Source organism: Winogradskyella sp. HB-48 (assembly GCF_049942685.1).
GTDB lineage: Bacteria > Bacteroidota > Bacteroidia > Flavobacteriales > Flavobacteriaceae > Winogradskyella.
This window is the reverse complement of record NZ_CP187934.1, coordinates 2,895,342-2,920,550: the sequence shown is the minus strand read 5'-3', so window position 1 is coordinate 2,920,550 and position 25,209 is coordinate 2,895,342. Positions and strand designations below refer to the sequence as shown.

General features: G+C 33.0%; 22 protein-coding genes. 11 read left to right on the top strand and 11 right to left on the bottom strand.

Features of this window, described 5'->3' with window-relative positions; all coding sequences use genetic code 11:
• Window positions 1-13: 13 nt before the first annotated feature.
• From ACPX19_RS13165 to ACPX19_RS13145, 5 genes are all read right to left on the bottom strand, one after another.
• Window positions 14-2,497: a TonB-dependent receptor domain-containing protein gene (locus ACPX19_RS13165; protein WP_426430495.1), complete on the bottom strand. Its 2,484-nt coding sequence runs from the start codon at window positions 2,495-2,497 to the stop codon at window positions 14-16.
• A gap of 121 nt (window positions 2,498-2,618) precedes the next feature.
• Window positions 2,619-3,074 carry a hypothetical protein gene (locus ACPX19_RS13160; RefSeq protein ID WP_426430494.1) on the bottom strand — a complete coding sequence of 152 codons (456 nt, stop codon included), beginning with the start codon at window positions 3,072-3,074 and terminating at the stop codon, window positions 2,619-2,621.
• Between the two features lie 2 nt (window positions 3,075-3,076).
• Window positions 3,077-3,418 carry an arsenate reductase (glutaredoxin) gene (arsC, locus tag ACPX19_RS13155; protein ID WP_426430492.1) on the bottom strand — a complete coding sequence of 114 codons (342 nt, stop codon included), beginning with the start codon at window positions 3,416-3,418 and terminating at the stop codon, window positions 3,077-3,079.
• Window positions 3,419-3,472: 54 nt separating this feature from the next.
• A protein-coding gene (prfB, locus tag ACPX19_RS13150) for a peptide chain release factor 2 (protein WP_426430490.1) occupies window positions 3,473-4,571 on the bottom strand; the annotation gives its coding sequence in 2 pieces (ribosomal slippage) (window positions 3,473-4,507 and window positions 4,509-4,571; 1,098 coding nt in all).
• Window positions 4,572-4,722: 151 nt separating this feature from the next.
• Entirely contained in the window at window positions 4,723-5,880 is a 1,158-nt protein-coding gene (locus tag ACPX19_RS13145; protein WP_426430488.1) for a hypothetical protein, read from the bottom strand.
• Window positions 5,881-6,146: 266 nt separating this feature from the next.
• Between ACPX19_RS13145 and ACPX19_RS13140 the strand changes: the two genes are divergently transcribed.
• Together ACPX19_RS13140 and ACPX19_RS13135 are read left to right on the top strand one after the other, a co-directional pair.
• Complete coding sequence (locus tag ACPX19_RS13140; RefSeq protein ID WP_426430486.1) at window positions 6,147-7,319, top strand: ATP-grasp domain-containing protein; 1,173 nt, start codon at window positions 6,147-6,149, stop codon at window positions 7,317-7,319.
• A 32-nt stretch (window positions 7,320-7,351) separates the two neighbouring features.
• Window positions 7,352-8,371 carry a threonine aldolase family protein gene (locus ACPX19_RS13135; protein ID WP_426430484.1) on the top strand — a complete coding sequence of 340 codons (1,020 nt, stop codon included), beginning with the start codon at window positions 7,352-7,354 and terminating at the stop codon, window positions 8,369-8,371.
• A gap of 5 nt (window positions 8,372-8,376) precedes the next feature.
• On the opposite strand, the gene ACPX19_RS13130 is transcribed toward ACPX19_RS13135, so the two are convergent.
• Entirely contained in the window at window positions 8,377-8,700 is a 324-nt protein-coding gene (locus tag ACPX19_RS13130) for a YbaB/EbfC family nucleoid-associated protein (protein WP_426430482.1), read from the bottom strand.
• 76 nt (window positions 8,701-8,776) lie between these two features.
• Between ACPX19_RS13130 and ACPX19_RS13125 the strand changes: the two genes are divergently transcribed.
• The 3 genes from ACPX19_RS13125 to ACPX19_RS13115 all read left to right on the top strand — a co-directional run bounded on the left by ACPX19_RS13125 (window position 8,777) and on the right by ACPX19_RS13115 (window position 13,411).
• On the top strand, window positions 8,777-10,840 hold the full coding sequence (locus ACPX19_RS13125; RefSeq protein ID WP_426430480.1) for a S9 family peptidase: 2,064 nt from the start codon (window positions 8,777-8,779) through the stop codon (window positions 10,838-10,840).
• Window positions 10,841-10,910: 70 nt separating this feature from the next.
• Window positions 10,911-11,948, top strand: coding sequence for a PLP-dependent cysteine synthase family protein (locus ACPX19_RS13120; RefSeq protein ID WP_426430478.1), 1,038 nt, complete (start codon window positions 10,911-10,913; stop codon window positions 11,946-11,948).
• A gap of 203 nt (window positions 11,949-12,151) precedes the next feature.
• Window positions 12,152-13,411: an aminotransferase class I/II-fold pyridoxal phosphate-dependent enzyme gene (locus ACPX19_RS13115; protein WP_426430476.1), complete on the top strand. Its 1,260-nt coding sequence runs from the start codon at window positions 12,152-12,154 to the stop codon at window positions 13,409-13,411.
• Between the two features lie 57 nt (window positions 13,412-13,468).
• On the opposite strand, the gene ACPX19_RS13110 is transcribed toward ACPX19_RS13115, so the two are convergent.
• Window positions 13,469-14,587 carry a GTP cyclohydrolase gene (locus tag ACPX19_RS13110; RefSeq protein WP_426430474.1) on the bottom strand — a complete coding sequence of 373 codons (1,119 nt, stop codon included), beginning with the start codon at window positions 14,585-14,587 and terminating at the stop codon, window positions 13,469-13,471.
• Between the two features lie 8 nt (window positions 14,588-14,595).
• Window positions 14,596-15,564: a transporter gene (locus ACPX19_RS13105; protein WP_426430472.1), complete on the bottom strand. Its 969-nt coding sequence runs from the start codon at window positions 15,562-15,564 to the stop codon at window positions 14,596-14,598.
• Between the two features lie 125 nt (window positions 15,565-15,689).
• Here ACPX19_RS13105 and ACPX19_RS13100 point away from each other — a divergent pair, with 125 nt between their 5' ends.
• The 3 genes from ACPX19_RS13100 to ACPX19_RS13090 all read left to right on the top strand — a co-directional run bounded on the left by ACPX19_RS13100 (window position 15,690) and on the right by ACPX19_RS13090 (window position 19,838).
• The gene (locus ACPX19_RS13100) at window positions 15,690-15,962 is read left to right on the top strand and encodes a DUF4834 family protein (RefSeq protein WP_426430470.1); all 273 of its coding nucleotides are present in this window, start codon (window positions 15,690-15,692) and stop codon (window positions 15,960-15,962) included.
• Between the two features lie 73 nt (window positions 15,963-16,035).
• Window positions 16,036-18,471, top strand: a complete 2,436-nt coding sequence (locus ACPX19_RS13095; protein WP_426430468.1) for a YfhO family protein — start codon at window positions 16,036-16,038, stop codon at window positions 18,469-18,471.
• 77 nt (window positions 18,472-18,548) lie between these two features.
• Window positions 18,549-19,838, top strand: a complete 1,290-nt coding sequence (locus ACPX19_RS13090; protein WP_426430466.1) for a glycosyltransferase — start codon at window positions 18,549-18,551, stop codon at window positions 19,836-19,838.
• Window positions 19,839-19,941: 103 nt separating this feature from the next.
• Here the strand turns inward: ACPX19_RS13090 and ACPX19_RS13085 are convergent, their stop codons facing one another.
• Window positions 19,942-21,213, bottom strand: a complete 1,272-nt coding sequence (locus tag ACPX19_RS13085; RefSeq protein ID WP_426430464.1) for a hypothetical protein — start codon at window positions 21,211-21,213, stop codon at window positions 19,942-19,944.
• A 188-nt stretch (window positions 21,214-21,401) separates the two neighbouring features.
• On the opposite strand from ACPX19_RS13085, the gene ACPX19_RS13080 reads away from it, so the two are divergent.
• Together ACPX19_RS13080 and ACPX19_RS13075 are read left to right on the top strand one after the other, a co-directional pair.
• On the top strand, window positions 21,402-22,295 hold the full coding sequence (locus tag ACPX19_RS13080) for a YitT family protein (RefSeq protein WP_426430463.1): 894 nt from the start codon (window positions 21,402-21,404) through the stop codon (window positions 22,293-22,295).
• The gene (locus ACPX19_RS13075; RefSeq protein ID WP_426430462.1) at window positions 22,295-22,891 is read left to right on the top strand and encodes an HD domain-containing protein; all 597 of its coding nucleotides are present in this window, start codon (window positions 22,295-22,297) and stop codon (window positions 22,889-22,891) included. Before ACPX19_RS13080 ends, ACPX19_RS13075 begins: the two co-directional genes overlap by 1 nt.
• Window positions 22,892-22,992: 101 nt before the next feature.
• On the opposite strand, the gene ACPX19_RS13070 is transcribed toward ACPX19_RS13075, so the two are convergent.
• Window positions 22,993-23,646 carry a hypothetical protein gene (locus tag ACPX19_RS13070; RefSeq protein WP_426430461.1) on the bottom strand — a complete coding sequence of 218 codons (654 nt, stop codon included), beginning with the start codon at window positions 23,644-23,646 and terminating at the stop codon, window positions 22,993-22,995.
• A gap of 222 nt (window positions 23,647-23,868) precedes the next feature.
• Here ACPX19_RS13070 and ACPX19_RS13065 point away from each other — a divergent pair, with 222 nt between their 5' ends.
• Window positions 23,869-24,945 (top strand): DUF3667 domain-containing protein, encoded by a 1,077-nt coding sequence (locus tag ACPX19_RS13065; RefSeq protein ID WP_426430460.1) that lies wholly within the window; start codon window positions 23,869-23,871, stop codon window positions 24,943-24,945.
• On the opposite strand, the gene ACPX19_RS13060 is transcribed toward ACPX19_RS13065, so the two are convergent.
• Window positions 24,942-25,157: a hypothetical protein gene (locus ACPX19_RS13060; RefSeq protein ID WP_426430459.1), complete on the bottom strand. Its 216-nt coding sequence runs from the start codon at window positions 25,155-25,157 to the stop codon at window positions 24,942-24,944. The two genes, ACPX19_RS13065 and ACPX19_RS13060, sit on opposite strands and share 4 nt — an antisense overlap.
• Between the last annotated feature and the right edge of the window lie 52 nt (window positions 25,158-25,209).

Here is a 25,209-nt window from a genome sequence, read left to right as displayed (position 1 = left end):
ATGCTATAGGTAATTAGCCTTCAAAATCAAAATCCTCACCACCTCCTTCACCACGTTCACCACGTTCACGTTTTATTTGTTGGTTAAAACGATATGTAAATACTAAATTAAAGGAACGTACGCGCCATTGAAACTCACTGTAATTGTTAAAAGTATCTGTAAAGTTATCACTACGACGCTTGCGAGAATTAAAAACATCACTTACGTTAAATGCAATCGAGGCCTTATCTTTAAACAAATCTTTACTAAATGCTAAGTCAGTAGAAAATATACCCTTGTCTTTACTTTGAGCGGTTTCATTTGGTCCTCTATAAAATAGACGGGTTTGCCAATCTATATTTCCAGGGAGTGTATATTTATTGTTCAGGCGTACAAACCAGCTAAGGTTATCAGCATCAAAATTTTGACCTTCAAAATTACCTCTGGTGCTTGAGTTAAACAAGTTAAAGTTACCATTAAGATTCCATTTTTTTGTTGGCCTATACGTTAAGGTAAACTCTAAACCAAAACGATCATTTGTAGCTAAATTGATAGGTGTACGTCTTATAACAGGCACTAAATCAAAATTTTCATTGAGTTGATCAAAATTTGGGTCATTAATATTAACAGTCTGATTGGTTTCAAAAATGTAAAAATTATCGGTTTCTAGTGCTACAAAGTTAAAGGCATCTTTTGCACGTTGAAAGTAGATAGAGCTTGTTAAAGATAATTTACCGAATTTTTTAAAGTATCCAATATCAAAAGCATTTGAGGTACTTGGATCTATATCTGGATTTCCTTGAAATAGGTTAGTAGCACTACTTCTTGATGGAAAAGGATTGATAAATCTTGATCGAGGTCTTCTAATTCGTCTATTATAACCTAGTGTAATGTTTTCGTTTTCAGATAATTCAAAAGCTAAATTGACTGTTGGGAATAATTGATGGTATTCTTTTTTGTCAAAATCTCCACTGGTTACTTGGTCTATTGTTATTCTAGTGCCTTCATAGCGTAATCCTAGTAGATAAGAAAATTTCTCACCTATTTTATTTCCGTATTGGGTATAGAAAGCATTGACGTACTGCTTAAAGTTTAAAGCGTTGCTTAAATTAGTGTTAACCTGAAATGTATCTCCATTATCAAAACTAGATTCAACCAAGTAATCTGTAAATAAGTCAAAGAATTCACCACGATAACCTAATTCAAACTGACCAGTTTCTTTAATAGGTTGCACATAATCGGCTTGTAACAATATACGATCTTGGTTTTCGTCAGTTTCTACGAATTCTACATCAAAACCATTTTGGTTAATCATAGACTGCTCTAACTCTCTACTGTCCTCATATTGAAAATCGAAAGTTAGCTTATGCTGACTGTTTCCATTAAACTGTTTATTGTAACTTAACGCATATTGAATGGTTTTATCGTCTTCTAATTCTGGGTCTTTACGTATAGTTGTATTAAGTAGTGTGTTGTTTGCATCAAATTCTTGAGTAAGATTAAGTGTATTGCTTTCATTATCGCTATCTCTGTAAACCAAAGAAGCAGTAACAGAACTGGTTTCATTGACATACCATTCTATACCAGTATTTGTGCTATAACCTTTACGAATACGATCAAAATCTCGATCTTCGGTTAAAAATGTACTTGGGTCATCTCCGTTGAAGTATTCCGTTTGATTAATACCATTACCAGGAGATTCTCTGTAATCGTAACTTGTAGTATTAAATATGTTTACATCACCAGTTCTATAGTTTATGTTTCCAGAAATACCAGCTTGCAAAGGGTGACCACCATTAACTGTAACGGCACCATTAAAGCCTTCTAATTTACTGCGTCTTAATATAATGTTTAATATACCTGCTGACCCCTCAGCATCATATCTTGCAGATGGAGATGTAATTACTTCCACACGTTCTATAGATTCTGCAGGCAATTGTCTTAATGCATCTGTTGAGTTTAAACCAACTAATCCAGAAGGTTTGCCGTTGATGAGGATTCTAACATCATCATTTCCTCTTAAAGATACGGTCCCTTCTACATCAACAGAAACAGAAGGTACATTATCTAGTACATCACTAACTGTACCACCTCTAACTGTTAAATCTTTACCTACATTGTAGATTTTCTTATCGAGCTTAATTTCAACAGTAGTTCTTTCTGCTACAATGGTAACTTCATCTAAAGAGGCAACATCTAATGCTAAACTTACTGTTCCTAAATCTATAGATTTAGATAGAGTTTTGTTTAGATATTCTTTTGTGGTATATGAAATGTATTCTACATAAATGTTGTAGGTTCCTGAGGGAACTTCCACACTGAACTTTCCTTCCGTATCTGTAATTCCGCCAGTAACGACTTTATTATCTGTGGAAGTTTTTAGTGTTATTGTAGCATATTCAAGGGGGATGTTTGTGCCTTCTTCTACAACTTTACCTTCAACTTTTATGTCATTTTGTGAAAAAGACAATGAGAGGTTAAACAATAAGATTAACAATAGAGGTAAATATGGTTTCATAACAAGTGGTTAGTGATTTTGCTTTTTTAGATGAGCAAAAATACTTTTACTTGCGCTGCATTTGGTTAATCTTATGTTAAAGGAAAATATGGATTTTCAATGTGAGGATAGCCCCTGTCTATTAGTTTTTATCTTTCTTTTTTCGTTTTTTCTTCTTTTCCTTTTTGGCCTCTTTTTCGTCAAAATCTCCTTTAATCATATCTTTAATCTTAGTCATATCACTTTCTGATATTAACTCTTCCAAATCTTTAAAGTGAGATTCATTAAGTTTCTTTATGGCTTCCTCTCTATCAAAAGTACGTTCATATTTTACTTTTAAAACTTCTTTTTTCGCTTCAAAATATGAGTTAATATATTGTTTGATAATTTCTTTCTGAAAATCGTCGGCTTCAAGCGTTGTTAAGAAATTAGCGATATATTCATCTTTACGCTCTTCAAGCTTTTGTTCGTACTTTGCTATTTCCTCTTCAGTCGGTTCTCTGCTAATTACAGGGTTTCCCATACGATCTCTTCGAGATTGAGCATATGTATTAAAACCTAAGAGTAGGGCGAAGGTAAGTAATGCTATTTTTTTCATGATTAAATGATATCTAATATTAATTCTTTTGGTCTGCCTACAACTGCTTTATTACCACTAATAACAATTGGCCGTTCTATAAGTTTTGGATGCTTTACCATAATTTTGATTATTTGTTCATCAGATAACTCTTTGTCTTTGTAATCTGATTTCCATATAGTTTCATTCTTTCTTACTAAGTCTATAGGTTTTATACCCAATTTAGCAATAATAGTTTTAAGTTCTTTATCACTTACTAAATCTTCAAGATATTTAATAACCTCAAAAGTTTTTCCTGACTCTTCAACTAAGGCTAATCCTTCTCTAGATTTTCTGCATCTTGGGTTATGGTATATGGTAATCATGTCTATTGTTTTACAATTATTATGCCATTAGATTTAAGTACTTATCGATTACTTTTAATTTTCACCTTTTTGTCCCATCATCATAAGATAAGCCTTTAAGAAAGGTTCTATATCACCATCCATAACCGCATCGACATTCCCGGTTTCATGGGCAGTGCGTACATCTTTTACTAATTTATAAGGATGCATTACATAGTTTCTAATTTGACTTCCCCATTCAATTTTCATCTTACCAGCTTCGATGTCTTCGCGCTGTGCCATTTGCTTTTGCAACTCAATTTCATACAATTGAGACTTTAGCATTTGTAAAGCTCTTGCTCTATTGTCATGTTGTGAACGTGTTTCGGAGCATTGAATCTGTATACCTGTAGGCTTATGCAATAATTGTACTTTGGTTTCTACCTTATTTACATTTTGCCCACCAGCACCACTAGAGCGTGCTGTTGTAATTTCTATATCTGCAGGATTTATCTCTATTTCGATAGAATCATCAACTAAAGGATAAACATAAACTGAAGCAAAACTAGTGTGTCGTTTGGCATTGCTGTCAAAAGGGGAAATACGAACAAGCCTATGTACACCATTTTCTCCTTTTAGCCATCCAAAAGCATAATCTCCTTCAATCTCCAGCGTTACAGTTTTTATACCAGCAACATCTCCTTCCTGATAGTTGAGTTCTTTAACTTTAAAACCACTTTTTTCGGCATACATTAAGTACATACGCATTAGCATACTTGCCCAATCACAAGATTCTGTACCACCTGCGCCTGCTGTAATTTGCAAAACTGCGCTTAAACTATCACCTTCTTCTGAAAGCATGTTTTTAAACTCTAGTCTTTCAATGGCGTCTATTGCATGTTCATACCGGGATTCTAGATCGTTTAGTGATGCTTCCTCTTCTTTGTAGAACTCATAAATGACTTCTAAGTCTTCAAAAAGTATTTTGGCAACATTAAAATCATTGACCCAACTTTTCTTTTCTCTTAGAGAACGCATTACCAGTTCGGCTTTTTTTGAATCGTTCCAGAAATTTGGGTCAAAAGTTTGCTCTTCTTCGTTGGCAATTTCTATTAGCTTGGTATCTAAGTCAAAGATATTGTCTAAGTATGTCTAGACGGGAATTGAGATCTTTGATTTGATCTGATGTTATCATATGTTTTTTGAAATTTTTACAAATATAATAGGCACGGATAAAGTGCCATAATTTTAAATGTTTTTTATTCCTTTTTCTTAAAATGAAGAAATTAAAAAACCGTCTAAATCTAAATTAGACGGTTTGTATTTTATTATGAATCAATTACTGATTACCACCACCAGCACCAGTAAGTAGGAGGTTCATATTCACATAACTCACCTCCACCTGTACTAGTTCCGCCAACAACTTCAATGACACCACGCTTATAGCCAGGGCCTATGTTTAAGTGGCAGTTAACTTTAAACTTAGTATAGTAGCAATTACCTACATAAACGTAAATCCATTTGCCAAATGTACCATCAGCATTAGCACCACTAACAGCCATTTCATCGTTAAGACCTACAACGTCATCAAATATTTTAACTGCATAGCAAGTGTTTTCATAACGTTGGTACAATCTTACTCTATAATCGTTTGGCCAGTCCCATTTAAATGTAATTTGGTTTACATCGCCGATACAATCGTTACATTCTGGTTGTGGTATATCTTTAGAAATCATGATAGCTTGTACATTATCATAATCTGCAGGAATAAGTAATAATCCTACTTTTCCACCGCACTCTGGTGTATAACCTTGTCCACTAGCAACAGCAGCATCATAGATTTCATCACCTAAAGCATTATCAACTGCATCATTCCAATCACCAGGGGTAGGAGTTAAGAAATCAGTAAAATCATTATCGAAAGGCCCTTCAATTAATTTCCAAATGGCGTATTGAACATGACCATAAGTGTATTGAGAACCAGCACTAATATCAATGTTATTTAATATCCAGTTAACTTTATCAAAGTTTTGAGGATTGGTATAAACATCTTCAAATGCGCCACCTGCTAAAATAGCAGTATCATAACTAGAAATTACTGTAAAATCAATAAAATCATCATCTGCACCAAGACTAGGTAGTCTATCAGAACAATAAGCTTGTACTACATCAGCACCATCTATTGAAATATCGAAGTAACCATTTGTTCCTGGCTTATTTACAACCTCAACATTTACGCTTGTGTTATAACCGGTTTCAAGTAAATCCGGTGTACAATCTGCTACACTTTTTGCGTAACTTAATGACGGTGTGGCAAGTTCTTCACTTCTTTCATTGAACATTAGTTCCTTGTCTTCTTCACCATCAGACACAACCATGCCCTTTTCATCAAATCTTAAGGCAGCTTGTTGTTGTTGATTTTCAATTTCTTGTGTACTTTCGTTTTGGCATGAGGCAAAAACTACAAGAACTACAAGCAATACTAATTTAGTAATGTGTTTCATAATTATTAATTTAGGTTAATAGCATTAAAAATTTAGGTAAAAGTATTTGTTAAAATTATTAACACCCTAAAATTTTGACGAAATAGAGAATTTATTAGTTGAATAGTTAAATATCAAATTTCATCGATAAACTAATAATTTTCTTACACAACTGAATAAGTATTCAATTTATCGAAGAAAATTTCAAATAGTGTTTAATTATTTACTTTTGAACTGTTTAAAGAAACGTAATTATCATCAATGAAACATGCTCCAAATTTTATTGAATGAAAAATAACTCTAGCACTTTTTCTGTTTTAATTCCCGATGGGGAAACCACTTTGCTTTCTAATGTGGTTCATAGTCTATCGCTTATTGGAAATTTGAAGATTTACGTGCTATCTTCTCATAAGAGAAGGTATTTTAAATACTCGATTGATAATAATTGTTTTAAACATTCACGGTTTATAGAGAAGTTTATTTATTACCAAAATACGACAGTTGATGAATGGTTAAACAAAATAGATCATACTGTAGAAACTTTTGGTATAGATATCATCATGCCAATTTTTGATATAAGTACTATTAAAATTCTAAAACATCAAAATGAACTAAAAAGTAAATCAAAACTCTGCTACTTATCTAGTATTACCGATTTTGAGACTGCTCTACATAAAGATTTGTTATATCTTTTTTTGAAATCTAAAGCCTTACCATGTCCAGATAGTATCATAGTAGATTCGGAATTTGAATTTAATTCTGATGATGTAGATTTTCCTTTAATAGCAAAGCTAACTTATGGATTTAACGGCGGAATGGGAGTAAGACTCGTTAAAGAAGAGAAGGAACTCTTAGAATATATTAATGCAAACAAAAGTGATAACACAATACTGCTTCAGAAGTTTATAGAAGGTTTTGACGTTACTTGTAATGTATTATGCAAAGATGGTAAAATAGTAGCCTATACTATGCAAAAAGAGGTGGAAGCTAAGAGCGTTAAAGTAACACCACAATATGAGTTTAGCTTTTTTCATGATGAAGTTTTACTAACCTTGATGAATGATTTAATGAAAGGGTTAAACTGGTCTGGTGTTGCCAACATAGATTTTAGATTTGACATAACAGATAACACCTATAAAGTGATTGAAATAAACCCAAGATTTTGGCTCAATACAGAAGCTTCTGCTTTAGCAGGTGTTAACTTTCCGCACTTATATTGTCTGTCAAACTTGAATAAAAGTGTGGAATTTATACCTGTAAAGAATGGCACATTTTTACATCTTAAAGCTTTAGTGAAACGTCTTCAGCGTAACCCATTCTTAATATTTAAAATTAGTTATTTGTATAACAATACACCATTTAGATTTGTAATAAAAGACCCATTTGTAGTTTGGTGTAAGTTTATGTGGAGAACCAATAATATTATATCTTCAAAAATTCTTAAAAGAAAAATATCTTAAGAGTATTATCTTTACATCATAGAAATAAGTTTATGATAATAGATTTAAGAAGCGATACGGTTACCAAGCCAACAAAGGGTATGTTGGATGCTATGATGTCTGCCGAGGTTGGTGATGATGTATATAAGGAAGATTCGTCAGTTAATTTGCTCGAAAAACGATTGGCCGAAATGTTTGGTATGGATGAAGCTTTATTTTTCCCTACGGGAAGTATGGCTAATCAGGCTGCATTAAAGCTGCATACCAATCCTGGAGAGCAAGTTATTTGTGATAAATATGCTCACATATATAATTATGAGGGAGGCGGAGCATCATTTAATAGCGGTATTTCTTGTAAGCTAATAGATGGACATCGAGGTATGTTTACTTCAGCTCAGGCCGAAGAGGCTATAAATCCACCAGATTTTTATCACAGTCCTTTAACTTCATTAATAGAGGTCGAAAATACCACAAACAAAGGAGGTGGCGCATGTTGGGATTTTGAAGAATTAAAAAAAATCAGACAAGTCGCTGACAAACACAAGCTGGGATATCATTTAGATGGCGCAAGACTATGGAACGCGATGGTATTCAAAAAAGAGAATCCTAAACAATATGGTGAATTATTTGATACCATATCGGTTTGTTTAAGTAAAGGCTTGGGCTGTCCTGTCGGCTCAGTTCTTTTGGGAAAAAAAGAACTTATGAAAGGAGCTCTGCGTGTTAGAAAAATTCTTGGCGGTGGAATGCGACAAGTTGGGTATTTGGCTGCAGCAGGAATTTATGCTTTAGACCATCATATAGAACGTCTGTCTGAAGACCATAAAAAAGCTAGGGAAATAGGAGAGGTGTTATCTCAATTACCTTTCATTAAAAAAGTAGAGCCAATTGAGACTAATATTATAATTTTTGAATTGAATAATAATATCAGTGAAACAGATTTTCTTAATAGACTAAAAGAGAAAAACATACATATCATTGGTATGGGAAGTAACAAGTTGCGTATGGTAACCCATCTAGATTATACCGATAACATGCATGAAGAGTTACTTAAGACACTTAAAAAAATATAGTCTAGTTATTTAAACATGTCCATACCAGGAATGTTTGGCATGCCTTCTTTAGCAACTGCAGCTATTTCAGTTTCATTTATATTTGTTGCTTTTTCAATAGCCTTATTAAGTGTTAGCACAAGGTAATCTTCAAGCATTTCCTTGTCTTGTAATAACTCATCATCAATAGTAATAGATTTGATTGTTCTATTGGCCGTAATGGTTACTTTTAGCTTATTGTCGGTACTAGATTCGTCAATTAAAACCGTATTCAAACGCTCTTTAGTTTCTTCAACTTTTTTTTGAGCTTCTTTTAATTTGCTCATCATACCCATCATATCTCCAAACATATTTGTGTCTTTTAAAAATTACCATACAAAATTACTAAATTGCGCCACTTTTTAGATTAAATTTTTCTTAAAACGCATGGCAAAGACCTCTATTATAAATCCACCAATTGCTAAAAAAATTCCACATCAATTAGAAAAGCATGGTGATATAAGAGTTGATAATTATTTCTGGATGAAAGACAGGGAACATCCTGAGGTGATAGATTACTTAAATGCCGAGAACGCATATTGTGATTCTGAAACAGCTCATACCAAAGAGTTTCAAAAGGATTTGTTTGAAGAAATGAAAGCCAGAATTAAAGAGGATGATTCTTCTGTGCCTTATAAATACAATGGTTATTGGTATATCACCAAATTTGAAAAAGGTAAAGATTATCCTATTTATACGCGTAAAAAAGAGTCTTTAGATAATTCTGAAGAATTACTTTTTGATTGCAATAAAATGGCAGAAGGACAAAGCTATTTTAAGTTGGTAGGAATAAGTATCAGCCCAGATAACAAATTGGTATCCTACGGAATTGATACTACCGGAAGAAGACAATATACGATTAAAGTTAAAGAAATAGCTACACATAAAGTTCGTAAAGACAATATTGAAAATACTACAGGGTCATCAACTTGGGCTAACGACAATAAGACGTTGTTCTATACGAAAAAAGATCCTGTAACACTTAGAGCCTATCAGATATTTAGACATAGGCTTGGTTCAAAACTAGAAGATGCCTTGATTTTTCAAGAAGGTGACGAAACTTTTGGCACTGCAATTTATAAATCTAAATCCAGAAAATATATCATTATTGCATGCTACAGTACTTTAACAAACGAATATCATATACTTAATGCAGATCATCCTGATGGAGAGTTTGAGGTTTTTCAGCCTCGTATTAGAGGTTTAGAATATAGTATTTCGCATTACGATGGTCATTTTTATATTCTAACAAACAAAGATAAAGCCACTAATTTTAAGCTAATGAAGTGTTCGGAGCAGTATAGGGCATTAGATAAATGGGAAGAGGTTATGCCACATCGAGAAGATGTACTCCTAGAAAACATAGATATTTTTAAAGATTATCTTGTGATTAGTGAACGCGATAACGGACTCAACAAAATAAGAATAAAGCGTTGGGATAACACCCAAGATTATTATTTGCCTTTTGACAACGAAACGTATACAGCATACACAACAACCAACGTTGAGTTTGATACTGAAATGTTGCGCTATTCTTACAACTCACTAACAACACCTGCGTCTGTTATTGAATTTAATATGGCAACCAAAACGAAAAACATATTAAAGGAACAAGAAGTTTTGGGCGGAACGTTTAATAAAGATAATTACAGATCTGAGCGAATTTGGGCAACAGCCCAAGATGGCACAAAAATACCAATGTCTGTTGTATATAAAAAGGGCATAAAAAAAGACGGAAGTAACCCTTTGTTACAGTATGCATACGGTAGCTATGGCTCTACAATAGACCCATATTTCTCAACAATACGATTGAGTTTGCTAGATAGAGGTTTTATTTATGTTATAGCCCATGTAAGAGGCGGCGAATATTTAGGAAGACAATGGTACGAAGATGGTAAGCTCTTGAACAAAAAAAATACATTTTCAGATTTTATAGCTTGTTCAATACATCTAATAAAAGAAAGGTATACCTCATCAAAGCATTTGTATGCAATGGGTGGTAGCGCAGGTGGTTTGCTAGTAGGAGCAGTAATTAATATGGCACCAGAATTATACAATGGTGTAATTGCGGCAGTGCCTTTTGTAGATGTCGTAACTACCATGCTAGACGATTCTATTCCACTAACTACAGGAGAGTATGATGAATGGGGAAACCCTAACGACAAATTATATTATGAGTATATGAAATCATATTCTCCATACGACAACATAGAAGCTAAATCTTACCCAAATATATTAGTAATAGCTGGTTTACATGACTCTCAAGTTCAGTACTGGGAGCCAGCCAAATGGGTTGCAAAGCTGAGAGATATAAAAACAGACAATAACAAATTATATCTAAAAACCAACATGGATGCAGGTCATGGTGGCGCTTCAGGCCGTTTTGAGAGCATTAAAGAAGACGCAGAAGAATATGCTTTTTTGTTAGATTTAGAAGGTATTTCGAGTTGATTTAAAAAAAAATTATTAGTTTTGCGAGGTTTTAGAGTGTAATTTTTTTACACTTGATTAAATAGCATTTATGGACAAAAACAAAAATGTATTTGATAATGTATTACAAGTTATAGGTAATACACCACTTATCAAGTTAAACAGAATGACCGTAAACTACGACGGCGAATTCTATGCTAAAGTAGAAGCTTTCAACCCAGGTCATTCTTCCAAGGATAGAATTGCATTACACATTATTGAAGAAGCTGAGCGTCAAGGCATCTTAACGCCTGGAGATACAATTATAGAAACTACATCTGGAAATACAGGATTTAGTATTGCTATGGTTAGTATCATTAAAGGCTACGAGTGTATTTTGGCTGTAAGCTCTAAGTCCTCTGCGGACAAAATAGATATGTTAAGGTCTATGGGAGCTAAAGTATATGTTTGCCCAGCTCATGTTAACGCTGACGATCCTAGGTCTTACTATCAGGTTGCTAAGAGATTGCATGAAGAGATTAAAGGCTCAATATACATTAACCAATATTTCAATCAATTAAATATTGATGCGCATTATAACTCCACGGGTCCTGAAATTTGGAATCAAACTAATGGTGAAATTACACACTTAGTGGCTTGTAGTGGTACAGGAGGGACAATTTCTGGAATTGCAAAATATTTAAAAGAGCAAAACCCAGATGTTAAAGTTATAGGAGTAGACGCTTACGGATCCGTATTGCAAAAATATCATGAAACCAGAGAGTTTGATGAAAAGGAAATTTATCCATACAGAATTGAAGGGTTAGGAAAGAATTTGATTCCGACAGCAACAGATTTTGACGTTATAGATAGGTTTGTTAAGGTGACTGATGAAGAAAGTGCACACACAGCCAGAGAAATTTCTAATACAGAAGGTTTATTTGTTGGTTATACAAGTGGTGCAGCTATGCAAGCTATAAAGCAATTGAATGAAGAAGGTGAATTTAAACCAAATGATAAAGTAGTAGTTGTTTTTCCTGATCATGGATCGAGATACATGAGTAAGGTATATAGTGATAAATGGATGGAAGAACAAGGCTTTTTTGATAGTAAAAATGAAGTCTCTACAACAATTCAATATGTAAAGTAAAAATAATCAGTTAAATATTTAAAGCCTACCTTTTATAGGTAGGCTTTTTTATGTTTAAAACTTAGTGAATAGTTAGATAAATTATATTATGCAATGATGATAATATTAATTAATTTTGCTGATACTAATAAAACTAAATTAAACTAAAATCTAATTCACAGCTCTTAGAGTTTAGAGATGAAGATTAATGGCAAACGCAACGTATGAAGGATTTATTTGAAAAGATTTATAGAGATAAGGGACCTTTAGGGAAGTGGGCAGCACAAGCGGAAGGTTATTTTGTATTTCCAAAACTAGAAGGAGAAATTTCAAATAGAATGAAATTTCAAGGAAAGGAAGTAATTACTTGGAGTATAAATGACTACTTAGGATTGGCTAATCATCCAGAAGTAAGAAAAGTAGATGCTGAAGCTGCTGCTAAATATGGTTCTGCTTATCCAATGGGAGCTCGTATGATGTCTGGTCATACAGATTTGCATGAACAATTGCAAAATGAATTAGCAGAGTTTGTTAATAAAGAAGCTGCTTATTTGTTAAACTTCGGTTACCAAGGAATGGTATCTACTATTGATGCTTTAGTTTCTAAAGATGACATCATTGTCTACGATGTAGATGCACACGCATGTATTATAGATGGAGTTCGTTTACACATGGGTAAACGTTTTACTTACAAGCACAATGATGTTGAAAGCTTAGAGAAAAACCTTGAAAGAGCTACTAAAATGGCCGAACAAACTGGTGGTGGGATTTTAGTAATTTCTGAAGGTGTGTTTGGAATGCGAGGTGAACAAGGTCGATTAAAAGAAATAGCAGCACTAAAAAAGAAATTCAATTTTAGACTATTTGTTGATGATGCTCACGGATTTGGAACTTTAGGAAAAACAGGAGCAGGGGCAGGTGAAGAGCAAGGTGTGCAAGATGATATTGATGTTTATTTTGCCACATTTGCAAAATCCATGGCTAGTACAGGTGCTTTTATCGCTGCTGATCAAGAAATAATAGATTATTTAAAGTATAATCTTCGCTCCCAAATGTTTGCTAAATCATTACAGATGCAGCTTGTAGTTGGTGCATTAAAGCGATTAGATATGTTGCGAACAATGCCAGAACTTAAGCAAAACCTTTGGACAATTGTCAATGCATTACAATCAGGTTTAAAAGAGCGCGGCTTTGATATTGGCACTACTCAAAGTTGTGTTACACCAGTGTACTTAAAAGGAAGTATACCAGAAGCTATGGCTTTGGTAAAAGACCTTCGTGAAAATCACGGAATATTCTGTTCTATAGTGGTTTACCCTGTAATACCTAAAGGATTAATTTTGCTAAGAATGATTCCTACTGCTACACATACTTTAGAAGATGTTAAGGAAACATTAGATGCTTTTGATGCTATTAGAGATCGTCTAGAAAATGGAACTTATAAAAGAATGTCAGCTGCTTTAATGGCAGCAATGGGAGAATAATTCCCCATTTTATATAACAAATTAAAAAGGCTCTGCAATTAGCAGAGCCTTTTTAATTTATAAATCTTTTCTGAATGTTTTACGTCGTTTGTAAACTACAGGGTTAAAATGTTTCCAAATTTTATGAATTGCTTCGTTATCTTCTAATTCAGGTGTTCTATAACAGGTTTCAATTCCTTTTTCGGTAAAAGTTTGGTAATATTCATTGAATATTACAGCATGTACGCCTTTGTTTTGATATTCAGGATGTATTCCGATTAAATAAAATATGACATCCTTACTGTTTTTCTTTGCTTTTAATATGTGTCTAAAACCAAAAGGGAATAATTTTCCATTTGCTTTTTTTAATGCTTCGGCAAATCTTGGCATAACAATAGCAAACCCAATGAGTCTATCGTCCTCGTCAATTACAAATTTGATATATTCTGGATTAACGAAACTTATAAATTTCTTTTTAAAATATTCTTTTTGTAAATCCGTAATTTCTACAAAAGATGAGAGTGATGCATAACTTTCATTAAATAAATCAAACATTTTGTCTGCATAAGGCATTACTTCTTCAGTGTTGTTGAATTTTAAGGCTCTCAGCTTATATCTTCGCTTTATTAGCTCTTGAGCTTTAGTAAATGTTTCAGGATTTACATTACTAAAGGCAAATTTGCTTTCAGAATATTCTTTTTCAATGGAATAACCGTGTTTTATGTAATGATCAACATAATAGGGATGGTTATACCAAGTAATCATGGTAGCAATACTATCAAAACCTTCAGTCATTACACCAACCTTGTCTAAGTTTGAAAACCCAACAGGTCCTTCTGTATATTTTAGTTGATGTTGCTTCCCAATATTTTCAATGGTTTCTAATAATGCTTTACTAACTTCAAAATCATCGATAAAGTCAAACCAACCAAAACGCATCTTTTTTATCTGCTGCTTATTCACCTCAAGCCAATTAACAATAGCAGCGATTCTTCCAACAACTTCATTTCCTTTGTAGGCGAGAAAAAAACGTGCCTCAGCATCATTAAATATTGGATTTTTGTCTTTATCAAAAGTTTCTAATTCTTGCCTTATAATAGGTGGAACCCAATATTTTGAGTCTTTATAAATTGAAAACGGGAACTTTACAAAGACTTTTAAGCCTTTTTTAGTAGTAACTTCTTTAACTGTGATCATGTAGAAATTTATAAACCATCTGAATCGAAATCGTCTTCTTTTTTCTTTTTCTTCTTTCTCTCTTTCTTGAAATTGCCAGTATTACCATTACCATTGTCAATTTTCTTGTCCTTATGAAAATCTAAGCGGTAAGAAGCACCAAAAGCAATATTGAATATAGAAGGTGTGTCTTTTGTATTAAAAGCAATATTAGCGTCTAGCTGAAAATCTTTTGTCCACAAGTAAGCTCCACCAACTCTGAAAATATTATCTGCATAAAAGTCGCTATTTATGCCTTGAGCCTCACCAAATACGACCCACTGAGGTGTAAACGAGTGTGTAAGTGTAAAGACGTATTGAAAGTCTGAGAAATCAGAACCTATTCTATCTTTTATTAAGTTCATAACAAAAACCCAACCACCATTAAAGTTGTTTTGTGTAGCAACCATAACCTTTGGGCTAAAGCCTTCAACATCTGGTGCAGTATATGGGTTATTTTTAGTGTCAAAATTTCCACCAACGTATACAGAAACAGCAGGGATTAAAGATTTCCATTGAAATTTTCTATTAGCATGATAACTGTATAAATTAGGCTTAGCTTCTTCAGCATTTTTATACGGATCGTATACTAAGTATTTTGCACCCAATGTAAAGTTTCTAAAATTAGAACGTTTGTCTTCAAAAGGTATGGAAGCACTATTAAAAGTAATATTATCATTTTGATAAACACCATCTAATGAAATTTCAAGTTGCTCGAATAATAAACCATACCTTATCGAAAAATCTATTCCAAATCCAGATACTTCATATTGCAGGGGTGTGTGCTCTTCTTTTACGGTAAAGGCACCTATTTCAGCTTGTATAACATTAGTGCCGACCGAGAATGCGCTTTCTGATACGCCAGGACGATTAGAGTTAATAACCTCAGTGTACTGTGCATTTGCCAGATTGTAGTTTAGTGCTAAAAGGAGAATGAAAACTGATTTGAGAACTCTCATTATTTCTAGGTTTAGGTTCAAATATATAGATTTTATAGTTTTTTTAAGGAAATATAACGGAATATACGTAAGTATAATTGTATTTTTGAATATTACTCTTAATTACAGTAAATCTAGCAGCATAGATGGGATTACTAAGAACTATTTTAATTATTCTTTTGGTTTGGTACGGATTGAAGATTCTTTCTAGACTTTTTGCTCCATTACTGATAAAATTTGTTGCCAAAAAGGCAGAAGAACGTTTTGGGCAGCAATTTGGTGGTTTTCAAAATCAATCGCAACAACGTAATGAGCAAAAACGCAGAGAAGGAGAGACCGTAATAGATAAAATGCCTGAGCGCCAAAAATCATCAAACGACAAAGTTGGTGAGTACATAGACTATGAAGAGATAGATTGATTTAAGTGGTTTCAAAGTCTAATTATTCTTAAAATTTAAGTACTTTTCGGTCTAACATATTTAGTTACATTTCATGTCATTTTCATTCAAACGAATTTTACCGCATATCCTAGTTCTTTTAGGATTTGTAGTATTGTCTTTAGCTTATTTTAGTCCGGTTTTACAAGGTAAAAAGATTTTTCAGAGCGATATAATGCATTACATAGGTATGGCTCAGCAGCAAAAAGACTTTGCACAAGTTACAGGTGAAGAAACCTATTGGACCAACAGTGCGTTTGGTGGCATGCCTACATATCAGTTAGGTGCTCAGTACCCTCATAATTACATCAAAAAGCTTGACTTAGCTTTGAGGTTTTTACCAAGACCTGCAGATTATTTATTTCTTTATTTTATAGGGTTTTATATCTTATTGCTCTCATTAAAAGTAGATTATAAATTGTCCGCGCTCGGTGCATTGGCCTTTGGGTTTTCTACATATCTCATTATCATTTTGGGTGTAGGACACAATGCAAAAGCCCATGCTATTGCTTATATGCCATTAGTGTTAGCAGGAATCATCCTTACCTTTAGAAAAAAATATGTTCTCGGATTTTTACTCACTGTGGTAGCATTAGGATTAGAGATTGTTGCCAACCACTTCCAGATGACTTACTATCTTTTATTCTTAGTGATAATCTTAGGAATAGTTTATTTAATTGATGCTTATAAGAAGAAAATTTTATCTCATTATTTTAAATCGGTTGGATTACTAACTATTGCTGCCCTGTTGGCAGTTGGTCTTAATGCTACCAACTTAATGGCAACACAAGAGTATGCCAAGGAAAGTACAAGAGGAAAAAGTGAGCTCACAATAAATACTGATGGTTCAGAAAAAGAAGCTACTTCAGGCTTAGATAAAGATTACATAACTGAGTATAGTTATGGATTATCAGAGACATTTAATCTGTTTATTCCTCGTTTTATGGGTGGCGGAAATACCGAAAATATTGGTAAAGATTCTGAAACTTATAAGACTTATGTAACAATGGGTGCATCACCAATCGAAGCTTTAGAATTGTCTAAAAATGCACCAATGTATTGGGGAAATCAGCCCATTGTAGAAGCGCCAGCTTATGTTGGGGCTGTTATTTTATTTTTGTTTGTTCTTGGATTATTTTTGGTAAAAGGGCGCTTAAAATGGTGGTTGGTTGCTGGTACTATCTTTTCCTTGTTGTTATCTTATGGAAAGACAGAACCTTTTAGCTTCATTACTAATTTCTTTATTGACTATGTTCCCCTTTATGATAAATTTAGAGCAGTAACATCAATTCAGGTATTGCTAGAACTGTGTATTCCAGTGCTTGGAATCTTCGCTTTGGTACGATTATTTAACGATTTTGAAAAAGAAGAGCAAAAACTAAAGGCTCTCAAGTATACTTTAGCTATAACAGGAGGTTTATGTGTGTTTTTCTTATTGTTTAAATCCGTTTTCTTTGATTTTAAGAGTTTTAGAGATCAAGGAATACCAGAAATGTTGGTAGATGCTTTTATTGAAGATAGAAAGTCACTATTTAATACTGATACCATTAGATCTTTAGTATTAGTATTGTTATCTGCAGGTACAATTTATTTCTTTTTGAAGAAAAAACTATCTGAAAATTTAGTAGTAGTTGTTTTTGCTGTTTTAATTCTTTTTGACTTGGTGTCAATTAACAGAAACTACGTAAATAACGATAATTTTGTATCGGCAATAAAAGTTGATAGACCTTACCAGCCAAATGCTGCAGATAAAGAAATTTTAAAGGATAAAGGACATTACAGGGTGCTGGATATGTCTACTCAAGGACAGCGTCAACCAGCTAGAGCAGCCTATTTTCATAATTCCTTATTTGGTTACCATGCCGCAAAATTGGGACGTTATAATGATTTAATGGAATTTCATATTTACAACAATAATGTGAATGTTCTAAATATGCTAAATACCAAATATATTATCGCTGAAGATCAAGGACAGATATTTCCTTATGACAACCCAGATGCTAATGGCAATGCATGGTTTGTGGAGAGGCTTGAATATGTTAATTCAGCTGACGAGGAAATTAAACGTTTAGATAGTTTAAATACGAAACGTATTGCTATTTTTTCAAAAGATGATGGGTTCATGACAATGACTATGAAGTCACACAGCCCTTTCAAAGTCGATTCTATATCATCGATTGAGCTCAAAGAATTCAAACCAAATTATCTTAAATACGAATCTAATAACTCAAACGATGGTTTTGCTGTGTTTTCAGAAATTTATTACAAAGAAGGGTGGAATGCCTATATAGATGGTAAATTACACCCTCATGGACGTGTTAATTATATTCTCAGAGGGTTATATATTCCTTCCGGAAAGCACACCATTGAGTTTAAGTTTGAACCACAAGTTATAGAAACAGGAAGTAAAATTGCTTTAGCGAGTTCTACTGTTTTTGGTGTTTTATTGTTGTTAGGGTTGTTCTTTAGATTTAAGAAAAAAACTAACTGATTGTCATTCCTGTGAAGGCAGGAATACATTAATCTACAAGTAAAAAGTAGATTCCTGCCTTCGCAGGAATGACAAAAATGAATATACAAAAAGTACTTATTATATGCTATTATTGGCCGCCAGCAGGTGGGCCAGGTGTGCAACGTTGGCTAAAGTTTGTAAAGTACTTGCCAGAGTTTGGTATCGAACCCATTGTGTATTGTCCTGAAAATCCTAATTATCCAATCATTGATAAGAGTTTGGTTAATGAAATTCCTAAGGATATTACCATTTTAAAACAGCCAATTAAAGAGCCTTACCAATTAGCTAGTCTCTTATCAAATAAGAGTTCTAAAAACATAAGTTCTGGTGTTATTCCTAAAGTTAAAAAACAATCTTTGATAGAGCGTCTAATGCTTTATGTGCGTGGTAATTTCTTTATTCCAGATGCTCGTAAAAAATGGGTTAAACCTTCGGTTGAATTTCTTTCAGATTATATAAAAAAGCATCGAATTGAAACGATAATTACTACAGGTCCACCTCATAGTTTGCATCTAATAGCACTTCAACTAAAACAGAAGTTAAAGATAAAATGGATAGCAGATTTTAGAGATCCTTGGACAACTATTGGTTATCATAAAGCTTTAAAGCTTACTAAGGCTTCTAAGCAAAGGCACCTTCAGTTAGAATCTGAAGTTTTAAATTCAGCAGATACAATTATTGTAACAAGTAATCATACCAAAAAAGAATTTACAACTAAAACTAATCAATCTGTTATGGTGATTACAAATGGTTACGATAATCATTCAGTAAGAGTAGAAGGGAAGGATAAGAAATTCACCTTGTCTCATATCGGGTCGTTATTGTCAGAACGAAATCCAAAACTATTGTGGGACGTTTTATCTGAATTAATTTCAGAAAATGAAGCGTTTTCAAAAGTATTTCAGCTAAATCTTATAGGTGTGGTTAGTGATGATGTGCTTGAATCTATTCTCAATTCAGGTTTAAAAAATCATTTAAACGTTGTCGGCTATGTAAATCATGATGAGGCCATTAAATATCAAATGTCATCACGCTTATTATTGTTGATTGAAATAGATTCAGAAGATACTAAGGCTATTATTCCGGGCAAATTATTTGAATACTTAATTTCTGAAACTCCAATTTTGGCGATTGGCCCAGAAAATTCCGATATGCAACAAATCATCACAAAGACAAACACAGGTGTGTATTTTAACTATCATGAAAAGGAGAAGTTAAAAGCTCAAATAGTATCTTATTTTGAAGCTTTTTTGGAAAATAAGCTTAAAGTACATGCAATTGGATTGCAGCCATATAGTAGGCGAGAATTAACAAAAACATTGAGTGAGGTAGTAAAGCAACTCTAATTTTTAGTAGCATTTTTATTAAACGAGAAATCCCGTAAGGTGCTCTGAGGCATACATCATACGGGACTTCTACTAACCAACCAAAAAAATCATGTTTTATCTTTTATCCTCTAGTTCGTCTAGATGAAGATCTTGTAGAACTTTGGTTGCTTTTTCTACTTGTGTTAGATCTTGCCGATACTGAAGATGACTTTCTTTTATTTTGAACTGTACTTTGTTGTCTGTTACTTTTTGAACTACTTCTGCTATATGTACGAGAATTAGCGCTATTTGGTTTTGATAACGAAGTATTTTTTGTTCTATTCACTTTGTTAGACACAGTACTGCTGCTTCTGGTCACATTATTTCTAGAATTTGTATTTCTAGAGATAGTGTTAGAGTTTGTAGACGTAGTAGGTTTTGATGCTCTAGAATTAGATTCAGTAGACCTGATACTTCTACTATCGTTGTTGTTTCTCGTGTTTGGAGAAGACATACGATTTGTAGATCTAGTTCCAGAAGCATTACTGTCTCTGTTAACACTACGCGATGTACCTGCTTCAGAATTGCGTGAGGATGTACTTCTTGTTGTACGTGTTGTAGACTGTTCAGCTAAACGCGTAGAACGAGTTCTAGTAATTTCAGCATTTCTCCTTGTTACTGTTCTTTGTATTGTACGCTCGCTTCTATTTCTAGGGGTCTGTACATAGTTGTCACTACTGTTTCTTCTAACAACTTCGGAGTTTCCGCGTCTTCCTACATTAACATTATAGTATCTAACATTGTTTCTATAAGGTCTGTACCAAATATGTCTTACAGGTGTATAATATTGTCTGTATGGATTTACATCGATTACACAAAAGTTTACTGGAGGGACAACATAGAATCTGTGCCATGGTCTGTAGATATAAGCTCTATTATAGATATTTATAAATCCATCGTATCTCCAGAATACATTATTCCTGTAGTATACGTTTAATCCACCAATTCTACTAATTCTATTAAAACTGTTATATGTGATGAAGATGTCGCCAATTTGATTTACCCTTCCGTAAAAGTCATAATAGATAGGAGTGTTTTCAATTTGAATAATAGCTCCAAAGCTATCGTACTGTATATAAGGGTTATAATCATAACCAGCATTAAAACTGAGTGTAAAGCCTGGTGTATCTATATTTACATTTACGTCAGGGCCATAATTAGGAATATAAAAATCAAACTGACCATCTCTGTAAACAGAAAACTCTATACCGCCTTCTGTGAATATAAAAGAATTACTATAACCTCTCACATAATTATTAGCCGAAGCTTCAGCATCAGATAATGTTGTGTTGGTTGCGAATGCAGTTGTGGATAATACCGCTAAACTTGCAAATAAAAATAGAATCCGTTTCATAATAAAGGGGATTTAGATTAAACTCGTTTTATATAAAACAAACAGCGTGCCAAAAAAATAGAGACATAATTAAATGATTGATATATAGATGATTAAAATATGATTTAGTAGATTTGACTAGAGTTAACCATTACTCAGTTTTAAAAACTGTATTTTAGTAATTAAGTTAAATACTAACCAACCACTATATGATGAAAGCTACTATATCTGAACCTCTCAATTGGTCTACAATTTTCTCTTTTAGATCCATACTCTTAAAACTTATAGGTGTTGTATGTGCAGTAATTGCCATTAAAGGTTTTATGATTCCCAACCACTTTTTAGATGGTGGTTTATTGGGAATATCCATTTTGGTACATGAGTTTTATCATATAGATGTATGGATTCCATTATTATTATTGAATATTCCTTTTGTATTTATAGGTTTTAAAAAAATAGGAAAAAATTTTGCCATGCATTCCTTTTTATCACTGATTCTGCTGGGAATTGCCTTAATTGTGCTACCTATTCCCGCAGTTACTAAAGATCATTTTTTGGTTGCAGCTTTTGGTGGTGTATTTGTTGGTTTAGGTATTGGTTTTGTAATTAGAGGTGGAGGTGTTATTGATGGTTTGGAAATTATAGCTGAATTCACCAACAAAAAGTTTGGTTTAACAACCTCTGAAATTATTATGGCTATCAATACCTCAATATTTTTAGTCATTGCTATATTTCTCGGATTAGAAAAGGCAATGTACTCTATCTTAACATTTTTTACAGCTGTAAAAGTTTCGGATTATATAGTTGACGGATTTGAAAAATTAATCTCTTTAACAATCATTTCACCAAATTCTGAAATGGTAAAATCTATGATAGTAAACGATTTTAATAAGGCAATTACAGTTTATAAAGGTGAGCGTGGAAATCTGCCGGGTAATTTTGGAGTAAAACACGATTGTGATATTATTGTTGCTGTTGTAACCCGATTGGAAGTTCATAAAATCAAAAAAGCAATTGCCGAAAAAGACCCTAAAGCATTTATGTTTGTACAAAATATTAATGAAGTTGGAGGCGGCATTTTAAGCAAAAAGCCCAGCCATTAATGAAGCCCACATTTTCTAAAATTCAAAAATATGTTCTTAAGACTTTAGAAGATAGGTTGCCTCGTTATTTGAGGTATCATAGTGTTGAGCATACAAAGTATGTTTTAGAAAAATCTATGTATATAGCTACAAAAGAAGGTGTTTATGGTAAGAATTTATTTTTGATTAAAGTAGCTGCATTATATCACGACATAGGTTTTATAAAATCCAATTTAGAACATGAAGATATTGGATGTAATATAGCTAGAAAAGAATTACCAAAGTTTGGTATTTCAAATGAAGATATTGACATTATCTGTGGAATGATAACGGCAACTAAAATTCCACAAGAACCAAAAACACACTTAGAAAAAATACTAGCCGATGCTGATTTGGAATATTTAGGGACAAAACATTTTAAAACAGTTAGCGAATTGCTTTTTCAAGAATTGAAATATTACAATCCAAATCTTAGCAGAGACGAATGGAGAGACATTCAAATCAATTTTTTGGAAAACCACCAATACCATACTAGATTTTGTAAACAATATAAAAGATTCAGAAAACAAAGGCATCTTAAATCATTAAAACTCAAACAAACTAAACTAAATCAGTAGATATTGATTTTACCTTTTAACTTATAATTAAAATCCCAAAGGCTTGGGGAAGCGCTTTGGGATTATAGAAACTCATGTATTATTTAGGGATGAGTTTGTTATTACTTGCGTTTTTTACTTTTTTTAATTTCACCATTCTTTCTATAGTAGTAGAAGTCATCATTGTTCCAATCGTCATTCCAATCTTCATCATAGGCATATGGTGAGTAACTATCAGAACCATAAATTCCATTTCCAATGTTACTATGGTTTACAAAACCTCTTGTACCAATAACTTGTCCATATCTATTATAAAGAATTTGTAAGCTACCAACTTGTTTTAGTTGTCCACGTCTATATGACATATACACAGTACCAGCACGTTTTATTCTTCCTAGGCTGTCATAATTAATAAATACATTGCCTATTCGTCTCACCCTTCCTAATCTATCATGTCTAATAATTACACCTCTTCCAGTATGATATTGACTTGTCCCACGCGCACCATAAGTTTGGTTTGTACTGCGTCGATTACGTTTATAGTATATATGGTCATTGCTAGGATTTGTAGTAAATACTTCAGTATTAAAATCAAAGCTTCCATCTGGAAAGATTAAGAATTCTACACCACGTTCAATAAACGATATAGGTTGTGTAAAACCATAACGTTTTATTTTTAAATCTTCCCCATTTAAAACAGCATCTCCTGCTGTTGTTGCCTTGGCAGATGTTAGTCCTACTAGCATCATTGCCATAAAAAGTAATTTACTTTTCATAATGTATAGGTTTTTAGATTAACCCAATTCTAACTCATTTAGAATTTTTGGGCTTAATACTTTGAAAAACCAATTAGTGTGCCAAAATTTTAAAGCTATGAATTTCAATACTTTACGCGAATAAAATCACTTTCAACGAGATGCTTTTATACTATGAAAACAAAAGAAGAAGAGGTTTTTGTTGTAAAAAATCATTACATTTATTGTTAACTAACCATGGCTATGAGTAACGAATTAGATACTTGTCAAAATTGCGAAGAGCAGTTTGAAAAGGGATTTCATTTCTGCCCACATTGTGGTCAAAAAACTAATGACGAGTTGACCATTGGTGTTCTTTTTTATAATACTATAAGCAATTATTTTTCTTTTGATGCACGGTTTTTTAAGAGTTTTATTCCTTTAATGCTTAAGCCAGGTTACTTGGCGTCTAAATTCCTGGAAGGTAAGCGCTTGTTGTATCTACATCCTGCTCAGATGTATTTGTTTATTTCTGTCATTTTCTTTTTCATAATTTCGTTTAGCACTCGAGATCTAGTGAGCAAAGCAGATGAAATAAACCAAAAAGTGGTTGATAGCGATGTTGTTAAAATAGAAAAAGATAGTGTTGAAAAAGTATTGGATTCTATTCAGATAGCGAAAATGAAGAAACCATTAGAACAAAATAAAAAGTTGCTTGGGTTAAACGATGATGATTTAAAATTAACGGATTCAATTATAAATGCAAATCTCAAGGAAAAGAATGAAAACAATATAACCTGGGATTTTGACAAGAAAAAAGTAGACTCTCTGATAGCTGTTGGTGCAGATGAGAAGATTATTTTGAAAGAGATGGGAATGTCCGATAACCCTGGTTTTTTTGAAAGACGAGTTTATGAAAATGCACTAAAGCTGACCAAAGGAAGAGGTGCAGGTGGAATTGTACAGGCATTTTTTGATAGTATTCCTATATCTATGTTCTTTCTATTGCCACTTTTTGCACTTATTCTCAAAATCTTTTATTATAGAAAAGGAAAATATGCACATCATTTAGTATTCAGTTTTTATTTCTTTTCTTTCTTGTTTACTGTATTTAGTATTCTATTTGCGGTAAATAGGTTTATATATGACATTCCTGATTGGATAGACTGGTTGGTTGCCATATCTACATACTTTTATTTTTTGATTGCACTTATAAAGTTTTACAAACAAAATTGGTTTTTGTCTTGGATAAAGAGTGGAATTATAACATTTGCCTTTTTAATGTTTGTAATGCCAATGTCTTTTACAATCTTGGCGTTTTTGGCGTTTTTCTTTTATTAAGATTCATTAGTCCAAATAGCTGCGTCTAAAAACTCGGAAAGTTCTGTAGCATCATTAATTATTGATTTTAGATTATTATGGTCTGTAACATGAACACGTTCAGAGTTCTTCAAAGTCAAGTTTATCTCAAAACTATTAAAAGGCACAATTGTTCCTGAAGTAATCTCGCCTAAAATTTGTATTGCTACAATTTCATTTAAGTACAACATCATATTTAATTTGTTCTAAATCCATAGACTTTTTAGTCTAGCCCAAATAACTTCC

Excerpts from the sequence above, each read along its gene's own strand:
- ACPX19_RS13135 (WP_426430484.1), top strand. The coding sequence starts at position 7,352 with ATGATAATAGATTTAAGAAGCGATACGGTTACCAAGCCAACAAAGGGT.
- ACPX19_RS13075 (WP_426430462.1), top strand. The coding sequence starts at position 22,295 with ATGAAGCCCACATTTTCTAAAATTCAAAAATATGTTCTTAAGACTTTA.
- arsC (WP_426430492.1), bottom strand. The coding sequence starts at position 3,418 with ATGATTACCATATACCATAACCCAAGATGCAGAAAATCTAGAGAAGGA.
- ACPX19_RS13065 (WP_426430460.1), top strand. The coding sequence starts at position 23,869 with ATGAGTAACGAATTAGATACTTGTCAAAATTGCGAAGAGCAGTTTGAA.
- ACPX19_RS13095 (WP_426430468.1), top strand. The coding sequence starts at position 16,036 with ATGTCATTTTCATTCAAACGAATTTTACCGCATATCCTAGTTCTTTTA.
- ACPX19_RS13100 (WP_426430470.1), top strand. The coding sequence starts at position 15,690 with ATGGGATTACTAAGAACTATTTTAATTATTCTTTTGGTTTGGTACGGA.
- ACPX19_RS13105 (WP_426430472.1), bottom strand. The coding sequence starts at position 15,564 with ATGAGAGTTCTCAAATCAGTTTTCATTCTCCTTTTAGCACTAAACTAC.
- ACPX19_RS13120 (WP_426430478.1), top strand. The coding sequence starts at position 10,911 with ATGGACAAAAACAAAAATGTATTTGATAATGTATTACAAGTTATAGGT.
- ACPX19_RS13110 (WP_426430474.1), bottom strand. The coding sequence starts at position 14,587 with ATGATCACAGTTAAAGAAGTTACTACTAAAAAAGGCTTAAAAGTCTTT.
- ACPX19_RS13090 (WP_426430466.1), top strand. The coding sequence starts at position 18,549 with ATGAATATACAAAAAGTACTTATTATATGCTATTATTGGCCGCCAGCA.
- ACPX19_RS13125 (WP_426430480.1), top strand. The coding sequence starts at position 8,777 with ATGGCAAAGACCTCTATTATAAATCCACCAATTGCTAAAAAAATTCCA.
- ACPX19_RS13165 (WP_426430495.1), bottom strand. The coding sequence starts at position 2,497 with ATGAAACCATATTTACCTCTATTGTTAATCTTATTGTTTAACCTCTCA.
- ACPX19_RS13145 (WP_426430488.1), bottom strand. The coding sequence starts at position 5,880 with ATGAAACACATTACTAAATTAGTATTGCTTGTAGTTCTTGTAGTTTTT.
- ACPX19_RS13070 (WP_426430461.1), bottom strand. The coding sequence starts at position 23,646 with ATGAAAAGTAAATTACTTTTTATGGCAATGATGCTAGTAGGACTAACA.
- ACPX19_RS13130 (WP_426430482.1), bottom strand. The coding sequence starts at position 8,700 with ATGTTTGGAGATATGATGGGTATGATGAGCAAATTAAAAGAAGCTCAA.
- ACPX19_RS13115 (WP_426430476.1), top strand. The coding sequence starts at position 12,152 with ATGAAGGATTTATTTGAAAAGATTTATAGAGATAAGGGACCTTTAGGG.
- ACPX19_RS13085 (WP_426430464.1), bottom strand. The coding sequence starts at position 21,213 with ATGAAACGGATTCTATTTTTATTTGCAAGTTTAGCGGTATTATCCACA.
- ACPX19_RS13060 (WP_426430459.1), bottom strand. The coding sequence starts at position 25,157 with ATGATGTTGTACTTAAATGAAATTGTAGCAATACAAATTTTAGGCGAG.
- ACPX19_RS13160 (WP_426430494.1), bottom strand. The coding sequence starts at position 3,074 with ATGAAAAAAATAGCATTACTTACCTTCGCCCTACTCTTAGGTTTTAAT.
- ACPX19_RS13080 (WP_426430463.1), top strand. The coding sequence starts at position 21,402 with ATGATGAAAGCTACTATATCTGAACCTCTCAATTGGTCTACAATTTTC.
- ACPX19_RS13140 (WP_426430486.1), top strand. The coding sequence starts at position 6,147 with ATGAAAAATAACTCTAGCACTTTTTCTGTTTTAATTCCCGATGGGGAA.